The following is a 12,620-nucleotide window of genomic DNA, read 5'->3' on the forward strand; positions in this document are numbered from 1 at the left end:
TGAGATGATTGATCCGCCACGCCGCCACGACGTCATCGAGGTCACCGGGGCACGGGAGAACAACCTCAAGGGGTTCAGCCTGCAGATCCCGAAGCGGGCGCTGACGGTCTTCACCGGGGTCTCCGGGTCGGGGAAGTCCTCGCTGGTCTTCGGCACGATCGCCGCGGAGTCCCAGCGGATGATCAATGAGACCTACAGTGCGTTCCTGCAGGGGTTCATGCCCAGCCTGAACCGCCCCGACGTCGAGGATCTGCAGGGCCTGACCGCCGCGATCGTGGTCAATCAGGAGCGCCTCGGTGCGAACATCCGCTCCACCGTGGGCACCGTGACCGACGTGAACACGCTGCTGCGGATCCTGTTCAGCCGGATCGGGGAGCCGCACATCGGCGGCCCGCAGGCCTTCTCCTTCAACGTGGCCAGCGCCAGCGGGGCCGGCGCGGTCAGCTTCGAGCGCGGCGGCGAGAAGACCAAGGAGCGCCGCGAGTTCAGCGTCACCGGCGGGATGTGTCCGCGCTGCGACGGCCGCGGCCAGATCAACGACATCGACGTGGGTCAGCTCCTCGACGAGTCGCTCTCGCTCAACGCGGGCGCGATCACCGTGCCCGGCTACAAGGCCGGCGGATGGTCGGTGCGGTACTACTCGGAATCCGGCTTCTTCGATCCTGACAAGCCGGTGCGCGACTACACCGAGCAGGAGCGCCACGACCTGCTGCACCGCGAGCCCGAGAAGGTCAGCATCGGTGGGATCAACATGACCTACCAGGGACTGGTGCCGCAGGTGCGCAAGTCCATGCTCGCCAAGGACCGCGACGCCATGCAGTCCCATATCCGGGCATTCGTGGACCGCGCCGTCACCTTCGTGACCTGCCCGGAGTGCGAGGGGACCCGGCTGAGCGAGCTCACCCGCTCGGTGACGGTCCAGGGCCGCAACATCGCCGAGATCTGCGCCATGCAGCTCAGCGACCTCGCCGAGTGGCTGCGCGAGCTCGAGGTGCCCGCCGTCGCCCCGCTGCGCGCCTCGCTGCTGGAGACGGTGGAGCACTTCATCGAGATCGGGCTGGGGTATCTGAGCCTGGACCGGCCCGCCGGCACGCTCTCCGGCGGCGAGGCCCAGCGTGTGAAGATGATCCGCCACCTGGGTTCCGCGCTGACCGACATCACCTACGTCTTCGACGAGCCCACCATCGGGCTGCACCCGCATGACATCGCCCGGATGAACACGATGCTCCTGCGGCTGCGCGACAAGGGCAACACCGTGCTGGTCGTCGAGCACAAGCCCGAGACCATCGAGATCGCCGACCACGTGGTGGACCTTGGCCCCCGGGCAGGGGAGGCCGGCGGCGAGCTCTGCTTCGAGGGCACTGTGGCTGAGCTGCGCGCGAGTCAGACGCTGACCGGGCGGCACCTGGACTACCGGGCGCAGGTCAAGGCTCGCGTGCGCGAGCCGAGCGGGGCGCTCGAGATACGCGGAGCACGGACGAACAACCTGCGCGACGTCGACGTGGACATCCCCACCGGAGTCCTCACCGTGATCACCGGAGTGGCCGGATCGGGCAAGTCCACGCTGATCGAGGGCAGCCTCGCCGGACGCGAGGGCGTGGCCTTCATCGATCAGACCGGGATCAAGGGATCGTCCCGGTCGAACCCCGCCACCTATACCGGACTGTTCGAGCCGATCAGGAAGGCCTTCGCGAAGGCCAACGGGGTCAAGCCCGCGCTGTTCAGCGCGAACTCCGAAGGCGCCTGCCCCACCTGCGGCGGCGCCGGGGTCATCTACACCGAGCTGGGCGTGATGGAGACCGTGGCGAGCCCATGCGAGGACTGCGAGGGCCGCCGCTTCCGCCGCGAGGTGCTCGAATACATGCTGGGAGACTTGAACATCAGCGAGGTGCTGGACCTCTCGGTGGATCAGGCGCAGGAGTTCTTCTCCGCCGGTTCCGCCCGGCTGCCGGCCGCGGCCAAGATCCTCACCCGACTCTCCGACGTCGGGCTGGGCTACCTGCGGCTGGGACAGCCGCTGAACACCCTCTCCGGAGGCGAGCGGCAGCGGATCAAGCTGGCCACGAAGATGTCGGACCCCGGCGGGGTCTACGTCCTGGACGAGCCCACCACCGGGCTGCACCTGGCCGACGTCGAGAACCTGCTGGGCCTGCTCGACCGGCTGGTGGACTCCGGCACCTCCGTGGTGGTGATCGAGCACCATCAGGCGGTGATGGCCCACGCGGACTGGATCATCGACCTGGGCCCGGGCGCCGGCACCGACGGCGGCCAGGTGGTCTTCACCGGCACACCGGCAAAGCTGGTCGCCGAGGCCAAGACGCTCACCGCCGAGCATCTCGCGCGCTACGTCGCGGGGTGAGAAGTCGCGGGGTGAGCGCCGGCGGGGTGCGACTCGATAGGCTGGAGCGATGATGCCTTCGCAGAGATCTCAGGTGCCTGGATTCGAGGTGATGAGCATCCTGGCCCGGATCGATGCCATGCGCGCGGCCGGACGGGATGTCGTCTCGCTGACCGCGGGGGAGCCGGGCTCCGGCGCCCCGGTCGCGGTCAATCAGGCCGCCGCGCGGATCCACGCCGGCAACACCGTGCTCAACTACACCGCCGCGATGGGGATCGCTCCGCTGCGTGAGGCGATCGCCGAGCACTATGCAGACTGGTACGGGGTCACGGTGCCGCCCGAGCGGATCGCGATCACCACCGGATCCTCCGGCGCCTTCATGCTGAGCTTCCTGGCGGCCTTCGACCCCGGTGACCGGGTCGCACTGGCCCGCCCCGGGTACCCGGCCTACCGCAACATCCTCAGCGCTCTGGGGATCGAGGTGGTGGATCTGGACTGTGGCCCGAAGGAGCGGTTCCAGCCCACGATCGCCCAGCTCAAGGAACAGCTCGACGCCGGCCACAGCCTGGCCGGGCTGATCCTCGCCTCCCCGGCGAACCCGACCGGTACCATGATCGAACGAGCCCAGCTGGCCACACTGGCCGACTGGTGTGCCGATCACGGCGTCCAGCTGATCAGCGACGAGATCTACCACGGGATCAGCTACGGGGCCGAGAACGTGAGCGCCACCGAGATGGGGGAGGAGGCAGTGGTCATCTCCTCCTTCTCCAAGTATTGGGGGATGCCCGGCTGGAGGCTGGGTTGGATGGTCCTGCCCGAGCATCTGGTGGACCCGGTCTCGCGACTCGCCGGGAACGTGGCGCTGTGTCCGCCGCATGCCACGCAGCTCGCGGCGGTGCAGGCCTTCAGCCCGGAGTCGCTGGACTTCGCCGCCTCCCAGGTCAGCGGCTACGCCGCCGCCAGAGAGCGGGTTCTGGGACTGATCCCGCAGCTCGGCTGGGGCGAGGTCGCTCCGGCCGACGGCGCGTTCTACGTCTATGCCCATCTGGGCGAGCAGCTCCAGCGCTTCGGTGACTCGCCGACCTACTGCGCCGCGCTGCTGGAGAGCGCCGGCGTCGCCGTCGTCCCGGGCACCGACTTCGATCCGGTGGCGGGGCATCACTGGATCCGGCTCAGCCTGGCTCCGGGGGAGCAGGCCGTCGCGGAGGGGCTGCGCCGGATCCTTGAGTTTCAGAAGGCTTCAGGCTGACAGCGGTCACTCCACGCTGAACTCGATCCGGTGCTGGCCGGTGGCGGCGTTCGGGATCGGGTCGCGGCGCTCGTCGGTCTGGGTCACCCCGGCCGCGTTGATCGCGCGCACGGTCACCGCATGGCGTCCCGCGTCGACGTCGGCGAAGGTGTGCCGCCACTGCCGCCAGGTGTCGATGTTGACCTCGTCGGCCAGCTCCACGGACTCCCAGTCCCCGTCGTCCAGGCGGACCTCGACCTCGGCGATGCCCTCATGCTGAGCCCAGGCGGTGCCGGCGACGACGAGCTCCTCGCCGCCGGAGACCCGGGCCAGCGGGCGGGGGACATCGATGCGCGAGGCGACCAGGACCGGACCCTCGGCGTCCCAGCCGCGGTCGGTCCAATAGGCGGTCTGGGCGTCGAAGCGGGTGACCTCCAGCTCGGTGACCCATTTGGTGGCCGAGACGTAGCCGTAGAGGCCGGGCACCACGAGCCGGGCCGGATAGCCGTGCTGGGCCGGCAGCGGTTCGCCGTTCATGCCCACGGCAAGCAGGCTGGCGCGGTCCTCATCGGTGAGCACCTCCAGCGGAGTCGACGCCGTCCAGCCGTCCACGGACCGGGAGAGCACCATGTCCGCCTCTCCCAGCGGGCGGGCCCGGGCGAGCAGCTCGCGGATCGGGTAGCCGAGCCAGGTGGCGTTGCCGAGCAGGTCTCCGCCCACCGGGTTGGAGACGCAGGCCAGCGTGATGTGGTGCTCCTCCAGCGGCAGGTCGAGCAGCTCGGCCATGTCGATGGTGACCTCCTCCTCGACCAGGCCGTGGATCCGCAGGGTCCACTCATCCGGGGCGAGCTCCGGGACCACCAGGGCTGTGTCGATTCGGTAGAAGTCGTTGTTCGGGGTGATGAACGGGGGGACCCCGTCCACGCCGACGCTGGCGCCGGCCGGGATGGCGGCGGCAGGCACTGCAGGTGTGGGCAGGACCAGCCGTGCGGCGGCCTCTCCGGCGCCCACGCCGAAGGCGTTGACCGAGCGTCCGAAGGTGATCGAGCCCGCGGCGATGGCGGTGCCGGCGGCGGCCAGTCCGAGGAAGCGACGCCGCGAGTGGGCGCGTTCCTCCTCGGTGCTGGGGCGGGTCGCGGCGGCACGGCGGGTGTCTGCTGGTGTGGAGTCGGTGAGCTGCGAGTCTGTGCGATCAGCCTCGGCGGTGCGGGTGAGGCCGGTGGCGGCTCCGCTGAGCAGCAGCAGGCTGAAGATGCCCAGTCCGGCGCCGATGATGGTCGGCACCGCGTCCAGCGGGGAGCTCTCGGGACGCAGCAGCACCACGACGAGCAGGATTGCGGCCACGACCGAGACCAGGACGACACCCAGGCGCAGGCTGCGCCGGGCCACGACGCCGATCAGGGCTGCGAGGATCGCCCCGACCACGCCCATGCTCAGGTAGAGCACCAGCTTGTTGTTGCTGCCGAAGACGGAGATCGCGAAGTCCTGCAGCCAGCTGGGAGAGAGCGTGATGATCGTGGAGCCCAGTGAGACCAGCGGCGAGGAGGCGGGACCGAAGAGCTGCGCGATGAGATCCGCCACACCCAGGAAGATCGCGGCGGCGAGGACGCCGGCGAGCAGGTGGGGGATCAGGTGGCGCCGACGTCGCCCCTTCCGGCCGGCGGCCGGACCAGTGGTCCCGGGGGTCTCGTGCACTGTCTGAGTCATGTCTGGGGTTCGGAGCGGAGGGGGTGATCGGATGGGTCCAGAGGCGATCACGGATCAGAGATCCGCGAGGACCACCGGGTCGGTGGTGGGCTCCTCGGAGCCGCCGGCGGGTTCCACGGTGACCCCGAAGGTCATGTTCTCGTCCATCGCGAGGTCGGTCAGCAGCTCGGTGCTGGTGCCGGTCATCAGGCCGGCGCTGTGCGGGCCCTCCTCGTCGATCAGCCACAGCTGCATGGTCTGATCCTCGGGAAGCTCCGGCATGTCATGCGGGGTCAGGTGCAGCATCCGCTCGGAGACCGAGTAGGCCAGGGTGAGTCGCCCGCCCACAGTCGCCTCGGCCTCGGTGAAGGCGAGGTCGGAGGCGCTGAGCAGCCGCTGGGTGCGCTCACGCTCAGCCTCGGCGACGGTCAGCGATTCTTCGATCTGGCTGGCGTCCTGCTGCTGGTTGATCAGCGCGCCGGCCAGCACGGCGGAGAGCAGCAGCAGCGTGGAGGCGGCCAGGGCGAAGAGCGCCGTGGTCGGTCGCCGGGTGCGCGCCGGGGTTGTGGCTGGTGGGGTCACAGACTGCGGCGCGGCAGCTGGTGACGACGCGGCTCGCGCATCACGCTCCGAGTCGGTGGGTGCCGAGGAAGCCGCTTCCGGTGCAGTCTGCTGGTGCAGGCGGGGGATGCTCAGAATCGCCGCTTCGGTCTCGGCGCTGGGAGCGATGGCGTCGTCGGACTCGGACAGCAGTCCCAGCGTCTCGCTGAAGGAGGCGACCTCTTCGGCGAAGTCCGGGTCGGAGGCTTCCAGGTCGAGAGCCTCGAGCATCTCGGCGTCGGCCAGCGTCCCCAGGGCAAGGCCGGCTGCCAGGTATTCGCGATCGGCGTTCATCTGGCACCTCCTAGCTGGGCCCTGAGTCGTCGCATGCCGTCTCGTATTCTAGATTTCACGGTTCCGAGCGGCACATCGAGTCGTTGTGCGATCTCGGAATGGGAGAGTTCTTGGTAGTAGGCCATCGCGATGGCGGTGGCCTGCTCTTCGGGAAGCGTCTGCAGCGCGGTCTGCGCGCGAGCCGCCTCCACCTGAGTGAGGACTGCGTCCTGGACGTCGGGCTCATTCACATGAGCCTCCTTCACCCCTTGGGTGAAGTCTCGGTTCTGCTGGGCCTGTACCGCTCGGACCCGGTCGATCGCTCGGCGTCGACACATGGTGGTCAGCCACGCGCGTCCGCTCCCGGCCTGGGTCCGGTAGCTGTGGCAGTTGACCCAGACCTCGGTGAAGATCTCTTGGAGAACTTCCTCCGCCAGGGACCTATTCCGCAGCACCCGCAGCGCGGTGGCCAGCAGGATCGAACTCTGTTCGCGGTAGAGCCGCTCGAACGCCTGCTCATCACCCTGCTGGATCTTCAGCAGCAGGTCCCCGCATGGATCCGCCGGGGCAGGCACGGGAAGGTGCGCGCCGTCGGCGGCTGACCCTGGGCTTCCCGTCTCGTGCATCCCAACAGGATGCCACACCCGGCGGGCTGATCACTGCATGAATCGGCTCCCGCCGAACTTCAGCGTCATTGTTGCTGATGAAGCGGCCGGAACCGACGACGGCGGCGCTCCGCACCCCAACAGATGGGTGGGTGCCGAGCGCCGCCGTCGTCGTCGTTCAACTGCCGCGGGAGCAGTCGTCAGCGACTGCGCCCGCCGAGGATCACTCCTCTTCGGCTGCTGCCGGCATCAGGACAGCGTCCACCATGTAGACGGTGGCGTTCTCGGTCATCACGCCGCCGCAGACGAGGCCGGCGTCGTCGAAGGTGAGGTCATCGCCCTCGCCCTCGATGGTCACGGTCGCGCCGTTGACGGTCTCGTGCTCACCGGCGATCTCGTCCGGAGACATCTGGCCGGGGATGACGTGGTAGGTCAGCACGTCGGTCAGCATGTCAGCATCTTCGACCACTGCGTTGAGGTCTTCCTCGGGGATCGCAGCGAAGGCGTCATCGGTGGGGGCGATCACGGTGAACTCGTCACCGTTGAGGGTGTCGACCAGGTCGACATCGGGGTTCAGCTCGCCGGAGACTGCCGCGGTCAGCGTGGTCAGCATCGGGTTGTTCGAAGCAGCGGTGGCCACTGGATCTTCGGCCATGCCGCTGACGGAGCCGTCACCCTCGGGGACTTCCTCGGCGTATGCCTCACAGGAGGCGCCGACCAGGTTCGCCGCGGGATCTGATTCGTCCATGGACTCCTCATCCATGGGCTCCTCTTCCTCCATCGACTCTTCGTCCATGGGCTCTTCCTCAGTGCCCTCGGTCATCTCCTGATCGGACTCTGCAGCCGGCTCCTCGGCGTCGCCGCCACAGGCGCTGAGGCCCAGCAGGGCCACCATGCCGATTCCGAGCAGGGAAGTGGTTTTGCGCATCTCGGTCTTCATGACTGAATCTCCTGTTGGTCGCACGTTGGTCTGATTCACAGCCACTGATCGTGGTGTCGACCAGGCCATGTACGAAGAGTTCGGAGCCAGAGCATGAGTGGATGGTAGAAATCTGAAAAACTTTTCTGCGCCGCGCCGAGTCGGGTCTGCGCCGCACCCCGACAGGTCAGGCTTTGGCGCTGGCCTGCTCCGCGTCGGCGAGGATCCGGGCTGCCATCTTCTTGAAAATGATGGCGTGGAAGGGGGTCACTCCCAGCCAGTAGGCGCGTCCGGCGAGGCCGCGCGGGAAGAAGATCGCGCGCTGCCGGTAGCGGGATCCGGTGCCCTCGGGCTCGACCATGAACTCCAGCCACGCCTGTCCGGGGACCTTCATCTCGGCGCGCAGGCGGAGCAGCCGGCCGCGGTCGAGGTCCTCGACCCGCCACCAGTCCAGGGTGTCGCCCAATGCCAGCTGCCCGCGACTGCGCCGCCCACGTCCCATGCCGACGCCGCCGACCAGCTTGTCGGCCAGTCCGCGCAGCGCCCAGGCGCGGGAGAGCGAGAAGTAGCCGGTCTCCCCGCCGATGCCCTCGATGACGGCGAAGACCGCCTCGGGGGAGGCGGTGGAGAGTCGTTCGCGCTCATCGACCAGCACCGAGCGTCCGGTCCAGTCCGGGTCCGAGGGCAGGGACTCCGAGGGCACGTCCAGCGGGTGGGCCGCGGCCCAGGTGGTCTCCACCCGGTCCGCGGAGATCTTGTCCAGGGCGAGCCGCACCGAGGTCTCGTAGTCGGTGAGCCCCTCCTCGGGAGCGGGGATGATGTCGTCGATGATCTGGTCCTTGACCACACAGTCGTGCTGCAGCGACTCCACCAGCGGGATCGCCAGCGTGCGCGGGATCGGGGTGACAAGGTTGACCCACTGGGCGGCGAGCCACGGGGTGAGCACCGGCAGCGCGATCACCCGCGGCTCGTTGAGCTCGGCGGTCCGGGCGTAGATCTTCATCAGCTGTGCATAGGAGTGCACATCTGGTCCGCCGATGTCGGCCCGGACACTGGACTCGAGCGTGATGTCCATCGCGCGGGTCAGGTAGTGCAGCGCATCGCGCACGGCGATGGGCTGGATCTGGTTGAGCACCCACTTCGGAGCCGGCATCACCGGGAGCACGTCGGTGAGGTGGCGGATCATCTCGAAGCTGGCGGAGCCCGAACCGATCACGAGCCCGGCCTGCAGGGTCAGTGTAGGCACGCCGCTGGACTCCAGGACCTCGCCGACATGGACCCGGGAGCGCAGGTGGGCGCTGAGCTCACCTTCAGCCGTGTCCGGGTGGAGGCCGGCGAGGTAGACGATGTGGTCGACGCCGGCCGCCTTGGCCGCGGCGCCCAGCACCTCGGCGCAGCGCTCGTCGAGCTCCTCGAAGCTGCGGTCCGAGGTCATCGAGTGGACCAGGAAGTAGGCGGTGTCGGCGCCCTCGCAGAGCTCCCGGGCGGCTTCGGGGTCGGTCAGATCGCCTTCGACGACGGTGACCTCGTCGACCCAAGGGACGTCACGCAGCGCCTCTGCGCGGCGGGTGAGCACCCGCACCTCGTGTCCTGCCCGGAGCAGCTGGGGCACCAGCCGTCCTCCGATGTATCCAGTCGCTCCGGTCACCGCTGCTGTTGCCATCTTGCCCACATCCTCGCTCGGAGATCACCGCGGCTTCATCAGCGTCTGAGGCCGTGCCGCGGCACGTAGCGGTCAATCTAACACCGTCGTCTGCGCGGACTCTGAGTAAGTCAGCTCCCCGTCACGGTCACGTCTTATCCAGGCGGCGAGTGTGACGAGTCCCGCACACAGGCGGCTTCTGTAGCTATGCTCGATCCATGACCTCAGGCTCGTCCTCGACAGAGGAACACGTAGTTCTCCTTTCGGAAGCCGGAGCGCCCGTGGGCTCCGCCCCGAAGGCGACGGTGCACACCGCGGACACCCCGCTCCATCTCGGGTTCTCCTGCTATCTCTTCGACGCCGCGGGCCGGCTGCTGCTCACCCGTCGGGCGCTGACGAAGCGCACCTGGCCGGGGGTCTGGACCAACAGCTTCTGCGGACACCCCGGCCTGGATGAGGAGCTCGCCGACGCCGTGCGTCGACGGGCCCGCGAGGAGCTCGGAGCGGAGCTGACCGAGATCCGTCCGCTGCTGCCGGACTTCAGGTACCGTGCGGTCGATGCCAGCGGCGTCGTGGAGAACGAGATCTGCCCGGTCTTCACCGCGGTCCTGACCTCGGAGCTGGACCCGGTGGATACCGAGGTCAGCGAATTCCGGTGGGCGGATGCGCGCTCGCTGCAGCGCGCCGTGACCGACGCCCCCTTCGCGTTCAGCCCCTGGATGGTCGAGCAGCTCGCCGAGATGGGCACGCTTGAGAGTCCCGGCCAGCTCGACCCAGGTGCCCCCGCGTGAGCGCACCCGCTGATCCCGCAGAACATTTCACGTGGGCCGCCCGTGCCGCGGCAGACCGGGTGATCTCCTCCTATTCCACCTCCTTCGGACTGGCCACCCGGCTGTTGGGACCTCGGCACCGCAGCCATGTGCGCAGCATCTATGCCCTGGTCCGGGTCGCCGACGAGGTCGTCGACGGCGCGGCCAGCGCCGCCGGACTGGACCCTGAGGAGAAGGCAGAGGCGCTCGCGCACTACGCCGAGGAGACACGGCGGGCGCTGACCCGCGGGTACAGCACCGACCTGGTGGTCCACGCCTTCGCCCGCACCGCCATCGAGGCGCAGATCGGACCGGAGCTGATCGATCCCTTCTTCGACTCGATGCGCGCGGACCTGGAGCCCGCCGCATTCGGTGCCGCCGAGCACGCCAGCTACGTCTACGGCTCCGCCGAGGTGATCGGGCTGATGTGCCTGCAGGTGTTCCTGCGTGGGGAGCACCGCACCGACGCCGAACGCGAGATCCTGGTGAACGGGGCACGCGCACTGGGAGCGGCCTTCCAGAACATCAACTTCCTGCGCGACCTCGCCGAGGACACCGACGAGCTCGGACGCGACTACCTGGGTGGCGGCGAAGGCCTCACCGAGGAACGGCGCCGGGAGTGGGTGGACACGGTCCGAGGCCAGCTCGCCGAGGCTCGGGCCGCGATGCCGCTGCTCCCGCGCGACGCCCGCACCGCGGTGCGCAGCGCCTGCGCGCTCTTCGAAGCGCTGCTCGAGAAGATCGCCGCGACACCGGTCGAGGAGCTCTACCGCTCACGCGTCCGGGTCTCCAACGCCTGCAAAGCAGGCCTGGCCGCCCGGGCCGCCCTGACCACACGACTGGAGACCCACTGATGCCACGCACCATCGTGATCGGCGCCGGAGTCGCCGGACTCGCCAGCGCAGCGCTGCTGGCCCGCGAGGGCCACGACGTCCTGGTCCTGGAGAAGGGCCACCGCACCGGCGGCCGCGCCGGAATGCTGGCCACCGACGGCTTCCAGTTCGACACCGGCCCCTCCTGGTACCTGATGCCGTCGGTGTTCGAGCACTTCTACAACCTGATGGGCACGACGGCGGCCGAGCAGCTCACCCTGGTGGATCTGGACCCCGCCTACCGGGTCTACTCCGAGCCCGAGCCCGGCCAGGCGCCGCCGGCCCCGGTGGACCTGCCCAAGGGCGCGGAGCGGGTGCGGGCGCTCTTCGAGAAGCTTGAGCCCGGCAGCGGCCCGGCCCTGGACAAGTACATCGCCTCGGCCAAGCGCACCACCGAGATCGCCGAGCGACGCTTCCTCTACAACCCGTTCAAACGACTGAACAACCTGGCAGTGCCCGAGGTGCTCAGATCCGCCCCGGAGCTCGCGCAGCTGCTGCTGACCTCGCTGGAACGCTTCGTGCAGCGCCGCTTCAAGCACCCCGTGCTGCGCCAGATCCTCGGCTACCCGGCCGTCTTCCTGGGTACCCGCCCCCAGGACGCGCCGGCCATGTACCACCTGATGAGCGCCCTGGACCTCGACGACGGCGTGCGCTACCCGATCGGAGGCTTCTGGGAGGTGATCGCGAGCTTCCGGCGTCTGGCAGAAGGCGCTGGCGCGACGATCACCACCGGCGCCGAGGTCATCGAGATCCTCACCGAAGCAGGTCCGCGCCGCTCTCGAGTCGGTTCCCAGTTCGGCTCCAGGTTTAGCTCCCGGTTCACGCCCGGGCGCCGGCGCGTCGCCACCGGGGTGCGCTGGCGCGACGAGCACGGCACGGTGCACACCGAACACGCGGATCATGTGGTCTCGGCGGCGGACCTGCACCACACCGAGACCAGGCTGCTCTCCGAGCAGGACCGCAGCTATCCCGAGGGCTGGTGGGAGAAGGTCACTTCCGGCCCCGGAGCGGTGCTGGTGATGCTCGGTGTGCGCGGGAAGCTTCCGGAGCTCGCCCACCACTCGCTGTTCTTCACCCAGGACTGGACGGCGAACTTCGAGTCCATCTTCGGCGCGAACCCCTCCATCCCGACCCCGGCCTCCTCCTACGTCTGCCGGGCCAGCGCGAGCGAACCAGGGCTGGCCCCGGAGGATCACGAGAACCTCTTCGTGCTGATCCCGATCCCAGCGGATGTCTCCCTGGGCTCGGGCGGCCGCGACGGCGCCGGGGACCCGGCCGTGGAACAGATCGCGCAGGCGGCGATCGAGCAGATCGGCGGCTGGGCCGGAATCGAAGACTTCGAAGACCGCATCGTGCTGCGTGAGACCATCGGCCCCGGCGACTTCGTCGCGGACTACAACTCTTGGCGCGGCTCGGTGCTGGGGCAGGCCCACACGCTGCGCCAGTCGGCGATGTTCCGACCGCAGAACGTCTCACCCACAGTGGAGGGGCTCTACTACGCCGGTGGGACCGTGGCCCCAGGGATCGGTGTGCCGATGTGTCTGATCAGCGCGGAGCTGGTGCTCAAGCACATGCGCCGCGACTACAGCGCAGGACCGCTGCGGCCGGAGTCCCTGGGCGCAGGCGCCGTCAGGAAGGCGGGCTGAGC

General features: G+C 69.0%; 10 protein-coding genes. 5 read left to right on the plus strand and 5 right to left on the minus strand.

Features of this window, described 5'->3' with window-relative positions; translation table 11 throughout:
* Positions 1 to 4 precede the first annotated feature (4 nt).
* Together ACHAA4_RS06725 and ACHAA4_RS06730 are read left to right on the plus strand one after the other, a co-directional pair.
* Entirely contained in the window at positions 5 to 2,359 is a 2,355-nt protein-coding gene (locus ACHAA4_RS06725; protein WP_435773418.1) for an ATP-binding cassette domain-containing protein, read from the plus strand.
* A 49-nt stretch (positions 2,360 to 2,408) separates the two neighbouring features.
* Complete coding sequence (locus ACHAA4_RS06730; RefSeq protein WP_435773419.1) at positions 2,409 to 3,587, plus strand: pyridoxal phosphate-dependent aminotransferase; 1,179 nt, start codon at positions 2,409 to 2,411, stop codon at positions 3,585 to 3,587.
* Between the two features lie 6 nt (positions 3,588 to 3,593).
* Here the strand turns inward: ACHAA4_RS06730 and ACHAA4_RS06735 are convergent, their stop codons facing one another.
* From ACHAA4_RS06735 to ACHAA4_RS06755, 5 genes are all read right to left on the minus strand, one after another.
* Complete coding sequence (locus ACHAA4_RS06735) at positions 3,594 to 5,273, minus strand: molybdopterin-dependent oxidoreductase (RefSeq protein WP_435773420.1); 1,680 nt, start codon at positions 5,271 to 5,273, stop codon at positions 3,594 to 3,596.
* Between the two features lie 54 nt (positions 5,274 to 5,327).
* Positions 5,328 to 6,146: an anti-sigma factor gene (locus ACHAA4_RS06740; RefSeq protein ID WP_435773421.1), complete on the minus strand. Its 819-nt coding sequence runs from the start codon at positions 6,144 to 6,146 to the stop codon at positions 5,328 to 5,330.
* Positions 6,143 to 6,751 carry a sigma-70 family RNA polymerase sigma factor gene (locus tag ACHAA4_RS06745; RefSeq protein WP_435773422.1) on the minus strand — a complete coding sequence of 203 codons (609 nt, stop codon included), beginning with the start codon at positions 6,749 to 6,751 and terminating at the stop codon, positions 6,143 to 6,145. The genes ACHAA4_RS06740 and ACHAA4_RS06745 overlap by 4 nt, the downstream gene beginning before the upstream one ends.
* Before the next feature lie 202 nt (positions 6,752 to 6,953).
* The gene (locus ACHAA4_RS06750; protein WP_435773423.1) at positions 6,954 to 7,658 is read right to left on the minus strand and encodes a fasciclin domain-containing protein; all 705 of its coding nucleotides are present in this window, start codon (positions 7,656 to 7,658) and stop codon (positions 6,954 to 6,956) included.
* 178 nt (positions 7,659 to 7,836) lie between these two features.
* Positions 7,837 to 9,312 carry an SDR family oxidoreductase gene (locus tag ACHAA4_RS06755; RefSeq protein WP_435773424.1) on the minus strand — a complete coding sequence of 492 codons (1,476 nt, stop codon included), beginning with the start codon at positions 9,310 to 9,312 and terminating at the stop codon, positions 7,837 to 7,839.
* 197 nt (positions 9,313 to 9,509) lie between these two features.
* On the opposite strand from ACHAA4_RS06755, the gene idi reads away from it, so the two are divergent.
* From idi to crtI, 3 genes are read left to right on the plus strand one after another with little or no spacing between them, the layout of a single operon-like run.
* Complete coding sequence (idi, locus tag ACHAA4_RS06760; RefSeq protein WP_435773425.1) at positions 9,510 to 10,082, plus strand: isopentenyl-diphosphate Delta-isomerase; 573 nt, start codon at positions 9,510 to 9,512, stop codon at positions 10,080 to 10,082.
* The gene (locus ACHAA4_RS06765; protein WP_435773426.1) at positions 10,079 to 10,954 is read left to right on the plus strand and encodes a phytoene/squalene synthase family protein; all 876 of its coding nucleotides are present in this window, start codon (positions 10,079 to 10,081) and stop codon (positions 10,952 to 10,954) included. The genes idi and ACHAA4_RS06765 overlap by 4 nt, the downstream gene beginning before the upstream one ends.
* A complete protein-coding gene (gene crtI / locus ACHAA4_RS06770) occupies positions 10,954 to 12,618 on the plus strand; it encodes a phytoene desaturase family protein (protein ID WP_435773427.1) in 1,665 nt (554 codons plus the stop codon). Before ACHAA4_RS06765 ends, crtI begins: the two co-directional genes overlap by 1 nt.
* The last annotated feature ends 2 nt before the right edge of the window (positions 12,619 to 12,620 follow it).

The sequence above is a fragment of the Nesterenkonia maliinae genome, assembly GCF_051262655.1.
Taxonomy (GTDB): domain Bacteria; phylum Actinomycetota; class Actinomycetes; order Actinomycetales; family Micrococcaceae; genus Nesterenkonia.